Below are 17,613 nucleotides of genomic sequence, written 5' to 3'. Positions count from 1 at the left end.
TTGAGGTCGAATGACCGTGATTTCAACATAGTACGAGCGAACCGGCGAAACCACACCGCCGGCTCAACGAACGGCTTGCATTGCGCCTCGGCGGCCTGCACTCTGGTCTCATGTTTTCGATTGAGCATGAATTCGACTCGACGGTCATTACGCTTGTGGACGAAGGTGAAAGACCTTTGCAGGAAGATGTTGTGATCAATAATTTCGCCGAATGCGTCACGCTGGAGCAACTGGATCCCCGTACCGATCAAATACAAAGGATCACTTTGTCACCGGAGCAGGTGCGGGATCTGGCGGCCGCGCTGGACCTGCCCGAAGGCGTTTATCAGATTCGCGAAACCGGGCCTCAGGGGTCATAGACAAACACCTTGATCCGTGCGGATTGCCCGTGTTTCAGTGTCAGGGTTGAAGGCGCGACACCAAGGCATTTTGCAAGTAGTGACTGCACAGCGCTATTGGCTTTACCGTTTTCAGGTGGGGCTGTCACGAAAACCCTGATCTGATCTTCTTCAACGATCACGCGATCACGGGCCGCCTTTGGCGTCACCTTCAGTTCGAACGTAGCCTCTGCCCGCGCCAGCGCGCTGAGGTCCGGCAAATCGCGTAGTTTGGATTTCGTCATTGTTTCCCCCTTCTTTCAATAGTCTTGCATGAAGGACATCGGAATGAAATTGATCCACGCAATCGATCGGCGCGCCCTTGAAACGGGCTGAACGCCGACCAAGATACAGAGTCGTGATGTAAAGGAAGTTAACATATGTCCCTGAAAAACCCCGTCGCTCTGGAGTTTTTACAGTCGCGCCGGTCCCGGCCCGCCAAGACACTGGTTGCACCGGCCCCGACCCGGGAAGAGTTGCTGCCCCTGCTGACGGCCGCAGCGCGCAGCCCCGATCACGGCAAACTGGAGCCGTGGCGGTTCATCGTTCTCGAAAAGGGCGCCATGCCTCGTCTGGCAGCCCTGACCGAGACCTGCGGACAAAAGCTGAACAAAAGCCCGGAAGACATCACCAAAGCCCGCAGCCAGTTCGATATGGGGCATCTGGCAGTTGCGATCATCGAGGTTCAAAAACCATCCGAGAAGATTCCGGCCATCGAACAAACCTACTCCGCTGGCGCGGTCTGTCTGGCCCTGCTGAACGCCGCGCTGGCTGCGGGCTGGGGCGCAAATTGGCTGTCGGGTTGGCAAACACATGATCGCGAATTCTGCGTCGACGCATTTGGACTTGCTGAAAACGAACGTGTGGCCGGGTTGATTCATATCGCCACCGAGGGGACGGCCCCGCCGGAACGCCCGCGGCCCGATGTGGCCGCGCTGACAGAGTGGGTTACGAAATGATTATCCTGAACGCCTTTTTCAGCGCACTTGGCCAGATCGGAGATCCCAAGTTCCGGGCCGTCTTGCTGCGCGGTGTGGGGTTGACCATTCTGTTGCTGGTTCTCGCCTGTGCAGGTGCGATCTGGTTGATCAACTGGTTGTCAGGCAGTGAAATCTCTCTGCCATTTGTGGGTGCTGTCCCGTGGCTGAACGACGTCCTGAACTATTCCGGTATCGTCCTTGTCCTTGTTTTGCCTGTTTTTCTGATGGTGCCGGTCGCATCGGCCATCACCTCGATCTTTCTGGACGAGGTGGCACAGGCGGTTGAGGACAAGCATTTTCCGGCTTTGCCGCCCGCACGACGCATCCCTGTCTCAGAGGCGGTTATGGACGGTCTCAGCTTTCTTGGAGTTCTGATTGTCGCAAACCTGCTGGCGCTGATCCTGTACGCAATTTTCACCCCGCTTGCGCCTTTCATCTTCTGGGCCATGAACGGGTTCTTGCTCGGGAGGGAATACTTCACCCTGGTTGCGATGCGAAGAATCGGGCGCGACGGGGCACGCAAGCTGCGGTCCAAACACTCGACAACGATCTGGGTGGCGGGCACCTTGATGGCCATTCCTCTTTCAGTGCCGCTGGTGAACCTGGTGATCCCGATCATCGGGGCCGCCACGTTCACCCATATATATCACGCCGTGTCCGGCCAATAGGCCTGACGAGGATTACCTTGGCTCCAGCTGATTCAGCCAGTCGAAATCCCGCACCGAGATCACGCCCGACAGGATGATCCCGGCGATGATCGCCCACAGAACCACAGAGATACCGGTGGTGATCCACATCTTTCTTTTCATGTGATGCACTTCCGGCGCGCCCGCATGCGTGCCGGGAACGATGTCACCCAGATCGCCCTGGGTTTTGATGCGAATGGGCAGCACCACCAACAACGTCATGAACCAGATGACGGCGAACAACACCAGTGCGGCAGTAATGGTCATTTCAGGCCCTCCGAGGGTGGGGGATTACACCTGCTCCAGTTCGACCAGGCAGCCGTTGAAATCCTTAGGGTGCAGAAACAGAACCGGTTTTCCATGCGCACCGATCTTGGGCTCACCTGATCCCAGAACACGCGCGCCGGTTGCTTTCAGATGATCGCGGGCAGCGATGATATCCTCGACCTCATAACATACATGGTGGATGCCGCCGGACGGGTTCTTTTCCAAAAATCCGTTGATCGGGCTGTCGTCGCCCAGTGGGTACAAAAGTTCGATCTTGGTGTTTGGCAACTCGATGAACACAACCGTGACACCGTGATCCGGCTCATCCTGCGGTGCGCCGACCTTGGCGCCCAGCGCATTGCGGTATTGCTCGGACGCCGCCTCAAGATCGGGTACGGCGATGGCTACGTGGTTCAGGCGTCCAATCATGTTTCACTCCTGCTGTCCTGCGTTGGTTGGGTTATGGGGGCTGATCCGCCAAAGGACAAGTGCGCCAAATCGCGCGTTAACGTCGTGTTAGCCAGAAGTTCCTAGCGTGAGGCATCTGCTGCATAGGAGAGCTGCCATGGACGATTCGGGCCTACTTGCCACCACCACCGCCGCGCCTACCGCGACTCGACCCTTGCTGGGTCAGACCATACTGGTTGTCGAAGACAGCCGGTACGCTTGCGATGCCATCCGCCTGATGTGCCTGCACAGCGGCGCACGTATTCGCCGCGCGGATTGTCTGAAATCGGCCCGAAGGCATCTGCAGATCTATCGGCCTTCGGTCATACTGGTCGATATGGGCCTGCCGGACGGGTCCGGTGCCGACCTGATCGCCGAATTGGCGGATGCCACGCCCCGTATCAGCGTCATCATGGGCCTGTCGGGCGATGACGCCAGCGAAGACGTGGCTCTTGCGGCCGGAGCGGATGGATTTTTGTCCAAGCCTCTAAAATCAATGTCTTATTTTCAGAAATCCATTCTGGAACGCCTGCCGGAAGATCGGCGGCCTTGCGGGTTGCATGCGGTACGCGATGAAATCATCCACCCGGACCCTCTGGCCTATCAGGACGACATGGCCCACATCGCCGATGTGCTCGCAGGTCCCAACGATCATCGCACATTGGACTACGCCGCACAGTTCCTACAGGGAGTCGCGCGCGAGGCAGACGACAGACCCCTGGCGGAAGCCGCGCGAAAGCTGGCACTGTCACGCGCAAACGGGACACCGATCACCGCGCAGGCAGCGCAGGTTGCCGGGATGGTACAGAACCGTCTGGAACAGCGAGAGGCAATTTGAAATGGTCACAGCCTATTTCATCACTGCGACCCTTTTGTGCGTTTGGTTTTACCGCCAGACACGGCATGCAGCGCGTTCCATTCGTGTCAATCGGAACAATCTGAAAAACCCGCTGGACTGACACGCGAAACCTGCGTGGAAATACCGCCCGCTTTTTAGCGGACGGTCATTGATCAGTCCTGAGGGATAATGCGAAGACCCAGCTCCATCAACTGATCCGAGCTCGGATCCGAAGGTGCGTCCATCATCAGATCTTCAGCGCGCTGGTTCATCGGGAACATCATGACTTCGCGGATATTGGCCTCGTCCGCCAGCAACATCACGATCCGGTCGATACCGGCCGCGCAACCACCGTGTGGCGGTGCGCCGTAGTGGAAGGCGTTGAACAGCGCGCCAAAGCGGGATTTCACTTCATCCTCGCCATAGCCAGCCAGTTCAAAGGCCTTCAGCATGATTTCCGGCTTGTGGTTTCGGATCGCGCCTGAAACCAGCTCGTACCCGTTACACGCCAGATCATACTGATAACCGCGCACATCCAGCGGGTTGCCCTGCAACGCATCCATGCCGCCCTGCGGCATCGAGAACGGGTTATGTTCAAAGTCGATCGCGCCGGTTTCTTCATCCTGCTCGTAAATCGGGAAGTCCACGATCCACGCAAAGGCAAAGCGGTCTTTTTCGGTCAGGTTCAATTCCTCACCGATCACGTCACGTGCCTTACCGGCGACCTTTTCAAAGGCCTTCGGCTTGCCACCCAGGAAGAAGGCTGCATCGCCTACGCCCAGACCTAATTGCTGACGGATTGCCTCGGTGCGCTCGGGGCCGATGTTCTTGGCCAGCGGACCCGCAGCCTCCATCCCTTCACCCTGATCGCGCCAGAAGATATAGCCCATGCCCGGCAGACCTTCTTTTTGGGCAAAGGCGTTCATACGGTCACAGAACTTACGGCTGCCACCAGATGGGGCCGGGATGGCTCGGATTTCGGTGCCTTCCTGCTCTAGCAATTTGGCGAATATCGCAAAGCCAGAACCACGGAAATGCTCAGATACAACCTGCATCTTGATAGGGTTCCGCAGGTCGGGCTTGTCGGTGCCGTACCAGAGCGCTGCATCCTTGTAGGAAATCTGCGGCCATTCCTGATCAACCTTGCGGCCCCCGCCGAACTCTTCGAACACACCGGTTAGAACGGGCTGGATCGTGTCGAACACATCCTGCTGCTCGACAAACGACATCTCAAGGTCAAGCTGGTAGAAATCGGTGGGCGAGCGATCAGCACGCGGGTCTTCATCACGGAAACACGGCGCGATCTGGAAATACTTGTCAAAGCCCGACACCATGATCAGCTGTTTGAATTGCTGCGGGGCCTGCGGTAGCGCGTAGAACTTGCCCTGGTGCAGACGCGAAGGCACCAAAAAGTCGCGCGCGCCTTCCGGTGAGGACGCGGTGATGATCGGCGTCTGATATTCGCGGAAACCCTGATCCCACATCCTTTTACGCATGGATGCGACAACGTCCGAGCGCAGGGTCATGTTCTGCTGCATAGCCTCGCGGCGCAGGTCCAGATAGCGATAGCGCAGGCGGGTTTCCTCGGGGTATTCCTGATCACCGAAGACCATCAGCGGCAATTCGTCGGCGGCCCCCAGAACTTCCAGCTCGCGTACATAAACTTCAATCTCGCCGGTGGGCAGTTTCGGGTTCACCAGGTCCGTGTCGCGGGCTTTGACGGTGCCGTCGATGCGGATACACCATTCAGACCGCACCTTTTCCAACTCGGCAAAGGCGGCACTGTCGCCGTCGCACAGGATCTGAGTTACGCCGAAATGGTCGCGCAGGTCGATGAACAGCACGCCCCCATGATCTCGAACCCGATGCACCCAACCGGACAGGCGAACGGTTTCTCCAACATTGGCGGCGGTCAAGGCGGCGCAGGTGTGGCTGCGGTAGGCGTGCATGGAATATCCCTTCGGGCGCAGAATTCGTCGCGCCGATACACCCTGTCAGACCCGGAAAGTCAAGGCGGGTCGCCCTTTGAAAACGGCCTTTGCACATTGCCTGAGTAGAAATAGACACCCAGCCCCACCGCAAAGATGATATTGCCTGCAATCGCGTGCAGCAGTACCGCATAGAAGAATGACCCGCGCTGCCGGTAGGCCCAGGTGAACAGTAGCCCGCCGACAAGTGTCATCAGGGCGACGATCCAACTCCAGTACATCAGGTGTGCGAACGAGAATATGGCCGCGTTCAGCAGATAGGCCGCGCGCCCTTCTGGCAGGATCGCGTGATAGCGGCGAAAGAACAAAGGGCGGAACAGCAGCTCCTGTGGCAGCGCTGACAAAAGTGGGTAGCCGACCCAGATGAGGGCCAGCATTTCGGGGCGGTGCATAAGCAGGAAGAACGCGGCATCCGGACGTGTGATCTGTATCAGTCCTACGCAAAAGACGGTCACGATGGCAGAGAACAGAGCAATCTCGCGCAGGGTCCAGCTGGCCCAGCCATAACGAAGCTCAGCCCATTGAAATCCGGGCGTCCGGTGCAGAAGAACGATCCCTAGCCCGGTCAGTGCAAACAGGGCCGGAAACATCCAGTTCGGTGGAAAGAGAACAGCGATCAGCAACGGGAAGCCGATATAGAAGATGCCGAATTCCAGCCGCAGCCGTCGCAATGCTACCGGCGGTCCGACCATCGTGCTGTTTTTTGTCACCTGTCTATAAGCTCCACCTCGATCAGTCCGCGCAATGAATTGCCCATGTATACAGTTTGGGCGTTTTTCAGGTCGGTCAAGGTCAGAACGGCTTCGGTGACCGTTTCATTATCCAGCAGTTCTTCCCGCAGTATCCCCGGCAAAAGCCCGCTGGACAGAGCGGGTGTCAGAACCCGGCTATCAGGCATTTTCAAAAACAAATTCGTGATGGTGCCTTCACACAGCTCATCCAGTTCATTCAGAAACAACAGCTCATTCACCCCCTCTGGCAGTGCAGCGCGCGAAGAGTCGTAGAGCGCACGGCGCGTGGTCTTGTGACGCAACCAAAGGTCATTCGAAGCCAGACGCTGATTTGACAGAGCGACGCGCCAGATCCTGGGATTGTCCACCAGTTCGCCGGTTGTCAGATCGACCGAACCCGACACATCCAGCGTAAGGCGGCAACGCAGCGGGGTGTCGCAAGCCGCGCTTTTCAGCCGGGCGGTCGCTTCATCCGGATTGAAAGGAATCTCAAACACCCGCGCAGTGCGGGCCATTCGTGCAAGATGGCGGTCCAGCCTTACAAAGCCTTGACCTGGCCGGAGGGCCAGTGTTTCGATCAGGCTGAAATCAGGTTCAGCTGGCGGGCGAAGCGGGCTTTCCATAACGCCTCCTCATACTCTGATGGGGCGGTGCTGTCCCAAACGACGCCACCGCCTACGTTCAGAGTGGCGTGATCATCTTCAAGCATCAAGGTGCGGATGGCCACGTTGAACTCGGACCGGCCATCAGGTGCGGCCCAGCCAATTGTACCGCAATAGATGTCGCGCGCCCATGGCTCCAGTTCCGCCAGAATTTCCATCGCGCGGATCTTGGGGGCTCCGGTGATCGACCCGCAGGGAAACAGTGCTGTCAGAATTTCACCCAACCCCACGCATTTGTGCAGCTGCGCCCGGACCAGCGAGACCATCTGATGAACGGTGGCATAGGTTTCCACCCGGAACAGCTCGGGCACATGAACGGATCCGGGCAGCGCGACACGGCTGATGTCGTTTCGCAGCAGGTCAACAATCATCAGATTCTCGGCCCGATTCTTTTCGTCCGTGGTCAGAAAAGCCCGGCGGCGCGCGTCCTCATCCGGGTCTTCACTGCGCGGTTGCGTGCCCTTCATCGGTCGGGTTTCGATCCGTCCACCCTCATCGGTGCGGAAAAACAACTCCGGCGAGCGGCTGAGCAGATCAGGCAGCCCATCCTGTTGCACCAGTGCTCCGTGGCCCACTGGCTGCCCCGCCGCCAGCGCGGCATAGAGCGTTTCGCTGTTGCCCGAGACGGTCAGATCAATCGGAAAGGTCAGGTTGGCCTGATAGATGTCACCAGCACCGATGGCGTCATGCACGGTCTGATACGCCTTGCTGTAACGCGCTTCATCCCAGCGGGGCCGGAATGCGCCCACGTCACCCGCAGGCGACGGAAGGGCGACCCGATCCGGTGCATCGTAAACCCCAAAGCACACCAAAGGCAGACGGCGTTCTTCCGGCAAAAGACCGTTGAGCCGGGGCTCGAGCGCATAGCCCAGCTCGTAACTGGCATACCCTGCCAGCCAGGCACCGTCTGCGCGCGCCTCATCCAGCGCCGCCAGAGCCTGGGGCACGTCCTCCGCCACATCCGCGCGGATCACCTGAGACGGACGCTGAAACCGGGTTCCTCGCCCGGCCGGTCCCTGATCGAAACGAATACGCACTTGCATCCTCATTTGCCGTGAGGGGCCGTATAGAGAATACTCTGCCAAGTGAAAGAGGGGAAAGCGGCAATTTCGCCCCTGTTTCCGATACCTCTTGCACCTTTTTGCGCGGTCCCTATAACGCAGGACAATTTGGGCGCTGGGGCGGTGCCCTGACTCGCGGACAATCGAAGGAACAAGGCCATGCCGAGAAGAACCGACATCCAGTCGATCATGATCATTGGGGCGGGCCCCATTGTTATCGGTCAGGCCTGCGAATTCGACTATTCCGGCGCTCAGGCCTGCAAGGCCCTGCGCGAAGAAGGCTACCGGGTTATTCTGGTGAACTCAAACCCGGCGACGATCATGACCGACCCCGGCCTGGCAGATGCCACTTATATCGAGCCGATCACGCCCGAGGTTGTCGCCAAGATCATCGAGAAAGAACGCCCCGACGCCCTGTTGCCTACCATGGGCGGGCAGACCGGCCTGAACACCTCGCTGGCACTGGAAGAGATGGGCGTGCTGGAGAAATTCGGCGTCGAGATGATCGGCGCCAAGCGCGAGGCCATCGAAATGGCCGAGGACCGCAAGCTGTTCCGCGAGGCGATGGATCGACTGGGTCTGGAAAACCCCAAGGCGACCATCGTGACCGCCCCCAGGCGCGAAGACGGAACCACCGATCTGGACGCCGGTGTGCAGATGGCGCTGGATGAGCTGGATGAAATCGGCCTGCCCGCCATCATCCGTCCGGCCTTTACGCTGGGCGGGACTGGCGGTGGCGTGGCCTACAACCGTGAGGATTACATCCATTTCTGCCGCTCTGGCATGGATGCCTCGCCGGTAAACCAGATCCTTGTCGATGAAAGCCTGCTGGGCTGGAAGGAATACGAGATGGAAGTGGTGCGCGACACCGCCGACAACGCCATCATCGTCTGCTCGATCGAAAACGTCGATCCGATGGGCGTGCACACAGGTGACTCGATCACCGTGGCCCCTGCCCTGACGCTGACCGACAAGGAATACCAGATCATGCGCAACGGCTCGATTGCCGTTCTGCGCGAGATCGGTGTCGAAACCGGTGGTTCGAACGTGCAATGGGCCATCAACCCCGAAGACGGCCGCATGGTCGTGATCGAGATGAACCCGCGCGTGTCCCGGTCTTCTGCATTAGCCTCGAAAGCGACCGGTTTCCCGATTGCCAAGATCGCAGCCAAGCTGGCCGTTGGCTACACGCTGGACGAGCTGGACAACGATATCACCAAGGTCACGCCCGCCTCGTTCGAGCCGACCATCGATTATGTTGTCACCAAGATTCCGAAATTCGCGTTCGAGAAATTCCCCGGCTCGGAACCCTACCTGACCACCGCTATGAAGTCGGTGGGTGAGGCGATGTCCATCGGCCGCACGATCCACGAATCGATGCAGAAAGCTCTGGCGTCGATGGAATCGGGCCTGACCGGCTTTGATGAGATCGAAATCCCCGGCCTGAACGTGGGCCTGTGGGACGAAGCCGACGACAAGGCCGCCGTGATCAAAGCGATCAGCCAGCAAACGCCTGACCGTCTGCGCACCATCGCGCAAGCGATGCGTCATGGCCTGACCGATGACGAGATATTTGGTGTCACCAAGTTCGACCCGTGGTTCCTGGCCCGCATCCGCGAGATTATCGAGGCAGAACGTCAGGTCCGTAAAGACGGTCTGCCCGTCACCGAGGACGGCATCCGAAAGCTGAAAATGCTGGGCTTCACCGATGCGCGTCTGGGCAACCTGACGGGCCGCGACGAAGACAACATCCGCCGGGCGCGCCGCAATCTGGGCGTTACAGCCGTGTTCAAACGCATCGACACCTGCGCCGCCGAGTTCGAGGCGCAGACGCCCTATATGTACTCGACCTACGAAGCTCCCATGATGGGTGACGTAGAATGCGAGGCGCGTCCGTCTGACCGTAAGAAAGTCGTCATCCTTGGCGGTGGCCCAAACCGGATCGGTCAAGGCATCGAGTTCGACTATTGCTGCTGCCACGCCTGTTTTGCGCTGACCGAAGCAGGCTATGAAACCATCATGATCAACTGCAACCCCGAGACCGTGTCGACCGACTACGACACCTCGGATCGTTTGTATTTTGAACCGCTGACTTTCGAACACGTCATGGAAATCCTGACCAAGGAACAGGAAAACGGAACACTGCACGGTGTGATCGTTCAGTACGGTGGTCAAACCCCCCTGAAACTGGCCAACGCACTGGAAGCCGAAGGTATTCCGATCCTGGGCACCACTCCGGATGCCATCGACCTGGCCGAAGACCGCGAGCGGTTCCAGGCGCTGGTCAATGAACTGGGCCTGAAACAGCCAAAAAATGGCATCGCCTCGACCGACGAACAGGCGCTGGAGATTGCCGAAGAGATCGGCTTCCCACTGGTCATCCGCCCCTCTTACGTACTGGGCGGCCGTGCGATGGAAATCGTGCGCGATATGGATCAGTTGAGACGCTACATCAACGAAGCCGTGGTGGTCTCGGGCGACAGCCCGGTTCTGCTGGACAGCTATCTGTCTGGCGCCGTGGAACTGGATGTCGATGCCCTGTGCGATGGCACCGATGTACACGTCGCGGGCATCATGCAGCATATCGAAGAAGCCGGCGTTCACTCGGGCGACTCGGCCTGCTCGCTGCCGCCCTATTCACTGTCGAAAGAGATCATCGGGCAGATCAAGGATCAGACGTTCAAGCTGGCCAAGGCGCTGAACGTTGTCGGCCTGATGAATGTCCAGTTCGCGATCAAGGATGACGAGATCTACCTGATCGAGGTGAACCCGCGCGCCTCGCGCACCGTGCCGTTCGTGGCAAAGGCCACCGACAGTGCGATTGCGTCCATCGCCGCGCGCGTCATGGCAGGCGAAAAGCTGGCGAGTTTCCCGCAGCGCCCGCCATACAAGACCGTGGACGATACCAAGATCGCCGATCAGATGACGCTGGCCGACCCTGATATGCCGTGGTTCTCGGTGAAAGAGGCGGTTCTGCCCTTCGCCCGTTTCCCGGGCGTCGACACGATCCTGGGTCCGGAAATGCGCTCGACCGGCGAGGTCATGGGCTGGGACCGCGATTTCCCGCGCGCCTTCCTCAAGGCGCAGATGGGCGCGGGCATGGTCCTGCCGACCTCGGGCCGGGCCTTTATTTCGATCAAGGATGCCGACAAGGGCGCGGCGATGCTTGAGGCCGCACAGGTTCTGGTCGAACAAGGCTTCACGCTGGTCGCCACCCGCGGCACGCAAAGCTGGCTGGCGGAACAGGGTGTGCCATGCGATGTGGTCAACAAGGTCTATGAGGGTCGCCCGGACGTGGTCGACATGCTGAAAGACGGTCAGGTTCAACTGCTGATGAACACCACCGAAGGCGCACAGGCGGTAGAGGACAGCAAGGCCATCCGGTCCATCGCGCTCTATGACAAGATCCCGTATTACACCACTGCGGCCGCAAGCCATGCTGCCGCTCTGGCAATCAAGGCGCAGGCTGAAGGGGATGTCGAGGTGAAATCCCTTCAGGGTTAACTTGCTTGGCCTGAGCCACAATTGGCTCATTCATGAACGTACAGATGCGCGCCCGTTGACCTGATCTCAACGGGCGCGCATCTAATTCGGGCACAAGGAAAGTGGATCAATGCGCATATTTCTGGTTCTCACGTTACATACAGTTCTGGCTGCATGTGATGTGCCGTTTGTCCCATTGATCTGATCCAACCGGGTCCGTCCGATCAAGCCCGGACCCGGTCACAGACCGTTTTCAGACTGCCTGTGCCTCGCGTTTTTCATCCCGCGCAAAGAAGAGCAGGTAGAACACCGGCGCGGCAACCATTGTCAGGACGGTCGCAAAAGCCAGCCCGCCCATGATCGTCACCGCCATCGAGACAAAGAACGCGTCCGTCAGCAAAGGCGCCATACCCAGAATGGTCGTGATGGCCGCCAGCATAACAGGACGCAAACGTGAGACGGAGGCTTCGACGATGGACTCGCGCAGGGGTTTACCCGTGGCGCGAACAAGGTCGATCTCTTCGACCAGAACGATACCGTTCTTGATCAACATTCCCGACAGGCTGAGCAGACCCAGAAGGGCCGTAAAGGTGAAGGGCAAACCTGTTCCCAACAGGCCAATCACCACGCCGTTGACCGACATCGGAACCAGCAGCCAGATGATGATCGGCTGACGGATCGCGTTGAACAACAGAACCGAGATCAGCACCATTATCAGCAGGCTCAGCGGCAATTGCTTACCCAGACTTTCCTGCGCATCGCGCGAGTTCTCGAACTCTCCACCCCACTCCATCTTATACCCGGGAGGCAGCTCGATGGCTTCGATGGCGTCCTTTACTTCGGCGTGAACCTGTGCCGCCGTCAGGTCAGGCGGGATGTCCGCACCAACAGTGATGGTCAGAACACGATCGCGACGGTGAACCAGAGTATTCAGGGATTTGTATTCGAATCCATCGACCATCTGTTCGATTGGGACAAATTTCTCGGACTGGTCCGAATAGACCACCTGATCGACAATCGAGTAATCCCCATCAGCCGGACGGCGCAGGATGATCGGGATCAGACGATCCCGTTCCCGGAACACGCCGCCGGTGATGCCGTCGGTCGAGAATTGTAGAGTGGCCGCGATATCCTCGCGCGTGACACCCGCGGTCTGCGCCCGTTCTGTGGCATAGATCGGTTGCACCGCCAGTTCCTGTTCGCGCCAGTCATGATGAACGAGCAGCGCGTTGGGTGACGCCGCCGCCATGCGCTGCACGGCCTCGTCAGCAAGCTGACGCAGAACCACCGGATCGCTGCCCGAGAACCGGGCCTGAATCGGATCGCCGCCACCGGGGCCAAAGACCAGACGCTTGGTTCCGAACTCTCCTTCCGGGAACTGGACCGACCCGAACGCTTCCAGGTCCGCCTGCAATGCCGGGATGTCATCCAGGCTTTCCGTGCGGATGATCATGTGGCCATAGCTCGGGTTCGGTTTTTCCGCCGAATAGGTCAGCATGAACCGGGTTGCCCCCTGACCGACGAATGTCGTGACCGAAACCACATCTTCGCGTTGGGCCAGCCAGTCTTCGAACACCGCCATATCCTGCGCCGTACGTGCAATCGGTGTGCCCTGTGGCAGCTTGTAATGCACAAAGAACAAAGGCGTGTTCGAATTGGGGAAGAACTGCTGTTTCATCAGCCCAAACCCGGCGTAACACACCACCGTTACTCCAACGAGCCCGGCAACAACCAGCCAGCGGAAGCGCAGCGCAAAGCGCAGGATCGCACCATAGGTGCGGAACAGGATGCCTCCGTAAGCGTCGATCTCACCTTCCTTGCCTTGCTTGAAGAAATAGTGGCCAAGCAAGGGCGTCACAGTGATAGCAAGTATCCAGCTGAGCAGCAATGAGATACCGATCACCGCAAACAGAGAAAACAGAAACTCACCCGTCGCATCCGGGCTGAGCCCGATCCCGGCAAAGGCCATGATGCCGATCACGGTGGCCCCCAGAAGGGGGATCTGGGTTTTTGCCGCCACATCCTCCGCCGCATCGCGCGAATTTTTTCCGCGCAGCATCGCGATCTGCATCCCCTCGGCCACGACGATGGCATTGTCTACAAGCATCCCCATGGCGATGATCAGTGCACCCAGCGAAATCCGCTCCATCTCGATTGAAAACAGCGACATGAACAGAAGCGTGCCGACCACTGTCAGCAGCAATGTCGAGCCGACGACGATGGCCGCGCGCCACCCCATGAAGATACCCAGCACGGCGACCACAATCGTCACTGACATGGCCAGATTGACAAGGAAGTCGTTCGAGGCCTGCTCGACCACCACATGTTGCTGGTAGATCGGCAGAATATCGACCCCGAAGGGGATGTTCGTCTCCAGCTCAGCAAATTTGGCGTCAGCCCGTTTGCCGACCTCGACGATGTTTTCCGTGGCCAGACCAGCGATGCCGAGGGTGAACGCTTCAGTACCGTTATACCGAATCACGATGTCCGGATCGTTCTGACGCGCGCGATAGACATCGGACATGTCGAACAGGTTGATCACTTGCCCTTGCGAGCCGACGGACAGGCCCGCAATGGCCGAGACACTGTCCGAGCCTTCGGCGGTCAGAATGGTGGTGCGGTCGTTTTCAGAGCGTAAGGACCCCGAGGAATTCACCGAGTCCGCATTGGCGATAGCTTCGTTGATTGCTTGAAGCGGGACGTTCTGGTTCACCGAAATCGCAAGGTCGGGTTCGACAAAAATCGCCTCGTCCGGCAGGCCCTGAACCTCGACATCGGCGACGCCGTCCACGGTCAGCAATTCCCGTCGCAGAAACGTTGCCAATTCATGCTTTTCGGCGTCCGAGAACCCTTCGGCGGTCACCGCATAGAACAGGCCGAATACATCACCGAACCCGTCATTCACGTAAGGTTGGCTGACACCCGACGGAAGCCCGCGGGCGGCATCACGCACCTTGGCCCGCAGGCGGGTCCAGATATCGGGTAGTTCGGTGCCGTCGTAAGTCGACTTGATCTCTACCTCGATCAACGATTGTCCGGGTTGGTTGACCGAGGTGATGACATCCACCTCGCCCATTTGCTGGATCGCGGATTCCAAGGGCTCGGACACTTCCAGCGCCACCTGTTCCGCCGTCGCACCGGGATACTGCGTGGCGATGACCGCGTTCTTGATGGTGAAAGCCGGGTCTTCCAAGCGACCAAGCGACGTGAACCCCCAGATACCCCCAAACAGAGCGATTAGGATAATCAGCCATGTGTAAAGCGGTCGATCAATCGAGGCGCGCGCGATGTTCATCTGTCAGCCCCTCAGTTCGCGAAGCCGGTGAACCGGCGCACGGGCTGACCGTCTGTCAGCACGGCGCCGCCAGCCACAACAACTTCGTCATCGTCGGATAAGCCCGTCAAAACCCGAACATCGCCCGTCTGCGTGGGCTCAATCGTCACCGGAACGCGGCGGACCGTGCCTTCATCCGCACCAACCGGCGAGAACACCATGACGCTCAGCTCGCCTGTTGCATCAGCAACAACGGCCGTCGCTGGCACAACAATGCCTGTGCGTTCATCCTGAACCTTTACGTTGACGGTGACGGACGAGCCGGGAAGAATTTGCAGCCCCTCGGGCGGGGTCAGGCCGAACTGGATGCGGAAGGTCTGCCCGACGCTGGAGGTTTCAGCGTCGAATTCACGAATTTCCAACGGGAAGACTTCATCACTTACAGGGAACTTGGCAGTGATGGTGATGTCGTCATTCTGGCCTGAGCGTTGAAACAGGATTTCGGGAACGTCGACCTCGATGCGCAATTCGGACATGTCGTGAATGCGGACGATGGGCGTGCCTCCCGATACGGTGGTGAAAGCCTCGACCGCGCGGCTGGAGACCAGCGCGTCAAATGGCGCGGTCAGTGTTGCGTGTTCCAGCTCGTATTCCGCGTCGCGCAGAGCGATCGCGGCCAGTTGCGCTTCGGTCTCTGCGTCATCGACCGCCACCTGACTGGCCGTGGTGCCACGCAAACGCGACAGGCGCGCTACGGTTCGGTCGGCCTGTTCCTTTTGAAGCTGCGCCCGCTCAAGCCGCAGTTCGAATGGCTCCTGATCCAGTCGCGCAATCAGGCCGTCTTTGGCGATGACAAACCCTTCGTTGACCGGCATCTCGACGATCTGACCGGCGACCTGAAAGGCAAGGTCGACCGTCTGCCGCGCCGCAACACGGCCGAAAAACTGTCGGGTGAACCCAGGCGCCGTTTCGCGCACCTGCATCAGCTTTACCGGTTTCTGAGTATCTTGAGCGGCAATCGGAGTTGCCAGAACGGCCAGTGCAAGGCCCAGAGAGGTCAGGAGTTTCATTTCTTCAGTCCCTCGGGAATTCCCGTTTTCAAAACGTTGTCACGGATTTTGCGCGCCAGTCGCGCGAATTCGGCTGTTTCTTCTTCGTTCAGACCCGAGGCCCTGTGAAACAGGTCTCCGGCCTCGGCCACCAGCATGTTGCGGACCTCTTCACCCTGCTCGGTTAGCACCAGCAACCAGGCGCGGCGGTCTTCGGGGTCATGCTCGCGCGTCAGATAGCCTGCTTTTTCCAGGGAATCCGCGGTTGCGGTGATTGTGGACGGTACGCTCAGCATGTCAGCAGCCAGGACCCCCATGCGTTTCGGCTGATCCAGCTTGATCAGCATGTGGCATTCGGGGTGGCTCAGGTCGGTCTCGATGCAGTCAAATGTCTCTTCCAGTTTCCAGTACAGGGCATACACCCCCATGATCGCCTGAATCTCGGGGCTGAGGCGGCCAAGTCTGGTACTGATATCGTCGGGCATGGGGGATCTCCGCGCGCTTGGAGGGGTCATATACTTCAGTTTCTGAACTATTCAAGATATGAAACTGCCGCGCCGCGCGCATTCCCTTAGGTCAACATGCCTTGATCAAATCACACCATGACTGCATTTTGGGCAAATCCGAAACATTCAGGGCCCGCCATGTATACCCCCGCCATCACCGGTACCGGTGTCTTCACGCCTCAGAACGTCATCACCAATGCCGAGCTTGTCGAGGCATTCAACGCTTATGCCGACAAACAGAACGCGAAGAATGCCGAAGCCATCGCCGCCGGACAGATGGAGCCGATGCAGCATTCATCTGAAGAGTTCATCGTCAAGGCATCAGGGATCGAGAACCGTTACGTGATGGACAAGAGCGGTGTGCTCGACCCGGACGTGATGCACCCGTCCCTGCGGCAGCGCAGCGATGACGAACCCGGCATCATGACCGAGATGGCGGTGGACGCCTGCAACAAGGCGCTGGCACAGGCGGGGCGCAACGCGGCAGATGTAGATCTGGTGATCTGCGCGGCCTCGAACCACGAGCGCGCCTATCCGGCAATTGCGATCGAAATTCAGCAGGAACTGGGAATCGACGGATTCGGCTTTGACATGAACGTCGCCTGTTCGTCGGCTACGTTCGGCATTCAGGCTGCGGCGGATATGGTGCGGTCGGGATCGGTGCGTGCGGCGTTGGTGGTGAACCCCGAAATCTGCTCGGGCCATCTGGAGTGGCGCGACCGGGATTGTCATTTCATCTTTGGCGATGTGGCAACAGCGACGCTGATCGAACGGATCGAAGACGCCCAGGGGCCGCATTTCGAGATCTTGTCGACGCGTTGCGCCACGGCGTTTTCCAACAATATTCGTAACAACAACGGCTTTCTGCGCCGCTCACTCCCTGACGGGCTGGCCGACCGGCGTGACATGCAGTTCATGCAAAACGGTCGGAAAGTGTTCAAGGAAGTACTGCCGATGGTCAGCAAGCATATCAGCGACCATATGAATGCCGAAGGGATCAGAAACACCGACCTGAAACGCCTGTGGCTGCATCAGGCCAACAAGACGATGAACGACTTCATCGGCAAGAAGGTTCTGGGCCGCGAACCCGAGGCGGGCGAGCAACCAAACATCCTTCAGGATTATGCCAACACGTCATCTGCGGGGTCGATCATCGCGTTTTCGAAGTATTCCGACGACTTGCAGGAAGGGGATCTTGGCCTGATATGTTCCTTTGGTGCTGGGTATTCCGTTGGGTCGGTGATCGTGAAACGCCACGCTTGAT

16 protein-coding genes are annotated in these 17,613 nt (G+C 58.8%); 6 read left to right on the top strand and 10 right to left on the bottom strand.

Features of this window, described 5'->3' with window-relative positions; genetic code table 11:
- Positions 1 to 110: 110 nt before the first annotated feature.
- Positions 111 to 359, top strand: coding sequence for a DUF8831 family protein (locus tag AC2FFA_RS06015; RefSeq protein ID WP_117867943.1), 249 nt, complete (start codon positions 111 to 113; stop codon positions 357 to 359).
- On the opposite strand, the gene AC2FFA_RS06010 is transcribed toward AC2FFA_RS06015, so the two are convergent.
- Positions 347 to 622: a DUF167 domain-containing protein gene (locus AC2FFA_RS06010; RefSeq protein ID WP_299895366.1), complete on the bottom strand. Its 276-nt coding sequence runs from the start codon at positions 620 to 622 to the stop codon at positions 347 to 349. The two genes, AC2FFA_RS06015 and AC2FFA_RS06010, sit on opposite strands and share 13 nt — an antisense overlap.
- Before the next feature lie 135 nt (positions 623 to 757).
- Here AC2FFA_RS06010 and AC2FFA_RS06005 point away from each other — a divergent pair, with 135 nt between their 5' ends.
- Both AC2FFA_RS06005 and AC2FFA_RS06000 read left to right on the top strand, forming a co-directional pair.
- The gene (locus AC2FFA_RS06005; protein WP_117867939.1) at positions 758 to 1,336 is read left to right on the top strand and encodes a nitroreductase family protein; all 579 of its coding nucleotides are present in this window, start codon (positions 758 to 760) and stop codon (positions 1,334 to 1,336) included.
- Positions 1,333 to 2,025 carry an EI24 domain-containing protein gene (locus AC2FFA_RS06000; protein WP_496683323.1) on the top strand — a complete coding sequence of 231 codons (693 nt, stop codon included), beginning with the start codon at positions 1,333 to 1,335 and terminating at the stop codon, positions 2,023 to 2,025. Before AC2FFA_RS06005 ends, AC2FFA_RS06000 begins: the two co-directional genes overlap by 4 nt.
- A gap of 12 nt (positions 2,026 to 2,037) precedes the next feature.
- Here the strand turns inward: AC2FFA_RS06000 and AC2FFA_RS05995 are convergent, their stop codons facing one another.
- Both AC2FFA_RS05995 and mce read right to left on the bottom strand, forming a co-directional pair.
- Complete coding sequence (locus AC2FFA_RS05995; protein ID WP_117867937.1) at positions 2,038 to 2,310, bottom strand: DUF1467 family protein; 273 nt, start codon at positions 2,308 to 2,310, stop codon at positions 2,038 to 2,040.
- A 24-nt stretch (positions 2,311 to 2,334) separates the two neighbouring features.
- Positions 2,335 to 2,739: a methylmalonyl-CoA epimerase gene (gene mce / locus AC2FFA_RS05990; RefSeq protein ID WP_117867935.1), complete on the bottom strand. Its 405-nt coding sequence runs from the start codon at positions 2,737 to 2,739 to the stop codon at positions 2,335 to 2,337.
- Positions 2,740 to 2,875: 136 nt separating this feature from the next.
- On the opposite strand from mce, the gene AC2FFA_RS05985 reads away from it, so the two are divergent.
- Positions 2,876 to 3,595 (top strand): response regulator, encoded by a 720-nt coding sequence (locus AC2FFA_RS05985; protein WP_496850523.1) that lies wholly within the window; start codon positions 2,876 to 2,878, stop codon positions 3,593 to 3,595.
- Positions 3,596 to 3,768: 173 nt separating this feature from the next.
- Here the strand turns inward: AC2FFA_RS05985 and aspS are convergent, their stop codons facing one another.
- Genes aspS through AC2FFA_RS05965 form a run of 4 tightly spaced genes read right to left on the bottom strand, consistent with a single transcriptional unit; the run spans position 3,769 to position 8,019 of the window.
- Positions 3,769 to 5,544 (bottom strand): aspartate--tRNA ligase, encoded by a 1,776-nt coding sequence (gene aspS / locus AC2FFA_RS05980; protein WP_496850521.1) that lies wholly within the window; start codon positions 5,542 to 5,544, stop codon positions 3,769 to 3,771.
- A gap of 59 nt (positions 5,545 to 5,603) precedes the next feature.
- Positions 5,604 to 6,293: a CPBP family intramembrane glutamic endopeptidase gene (locus tag AC2FFA_RS05975; RefSeq protein ID WP_496850519.1), complete on the bottom strand. Its 690-nt coding sequence runs from the start codon at positions 6,291 to 6,293 to the stop codon at positions 5,604 to 5,606.
- Positions 6,290 to 6,937 (bottom strand): aminotransferase class IV family protein, encoded by a 648-nt coding sequence (locus tag AC2FFA_RS05970; protein ID WP_117867929.1) that lies wholly within the window; start codon positions 6,935 to 6,937, stop codon positions 6,290 to 6,292. Before AC2FFA_RS05970 ends, AC2FFA_RS05975 begins: the two co-directional genes overlap by 4 nt.
- Positions 6,892 to 8,019 carry an aminodeoxychorismate synthase component I gene (locus AC2FFA_RS05965; RefSeq protein ID WP_496850517.1) on the bottom strand — a complete coding sequence of 376 codons (1,128 nt, stop codon included), beginning with the start codon at positions 8,017 to 8,019 and terminating at the stop codon, positions 6,892 to 6,894. The genes AC2FFA_RS05970 and AC2FFA_RS05965 overlap by 46 nt, the downstream gene beginning before the upstream one ends.
- A 177-nt stretch (positions 8,020 to 8,196) precedes the next feature.
- On the opposite strand from AC2FFA_RS05965, the gene carB reads away from it, so the two are divergent.
- A complete protein-coding gene (carB, locus tag AC2FFA_RS05960) occupies positions 8,197 to 11,541 on the top strand; it encodes a carbamoyl-phosphate synthase large subunit (protein ID WP_496850515.1) in 3,345 nt (1,114 codons plus the stop codon).
- Between the two features lie 232 nt (positions 11,542 to 11,773).
- On the opposite strand, the gene AC2FFA_RS05955 is transcribed toward carB, so the two are convergent.
- From AC2FFA_RS05955 to AC2FFA_RS05945, 3 genes are read right to left on the bottom strand one after another with little or no spacing between them, the layout of a single operon-like run.
- On the bottom strand, positions 11,774 to 14,815 hold the full coding sequence (locus AC2FFA_RS05955; RefSeq protein WP_496718747.1) for an efflux RND transporter permease subunit: 3,042 nt from the start codon (positions 14,813 to 14,815) through the stop codon (positions 11,774 to 11,776).
- An 11-nt stretch (positions 14,816 to 14,826) separates the two neighbouring features.
- A complete protein-coding gene (locus AC2FFA_RS05950) occupies positions 14,827 to 15,864 on the bottom strand; it encodes an efflux RND transporter periplasmic adaptor subunit (protein WP_496850512.1) in 1,038 nt (345 codons plus the stop codon).
- Complete coding sequence (locus AC2FFA_RS05945) at positions 15,861 to 16,328, bottom strand: MarR family winged helix-turn-helix transcriptional regulator (protein WP_117867918.1); 468 nt, start codon at positions 16,326 to 16,328, stop codon at positions 15,861 to 15,863. The genes AC2FFA_RS05950 and AC2FFA_RS05945 overlap by 4 nt, the downstream gene beginning before the upstream one ends.
- A 159-nt stretch (positions 16,329 to 16,487) precedes the next feature.
- Between AC2FFA_RS05945 and AC2FFA_RS05940 the strand changes: the two genes are divergently transcribed.
- Complete coding sequence (locus AC2FFA_RS05940; protein ID WP_496850510.1) at positions 16,488 to 17,612, top strand: beta-ketoacyl-ACP synthase III; 1,125 nt, start codon at positions 16,488 to 16,490, stop codon at positions 17,610 to 17,612.
- Position 17,613: the final 1 nt, after the last annotated feature.

Source organism: Ruegeria sp. YTSB088 (genome assembly GCF_059609825.1).
Note: the sequence above shows the minus strand (reverse complement) of the source record. Positions and strands in the feature narration are given on the sequence as shown.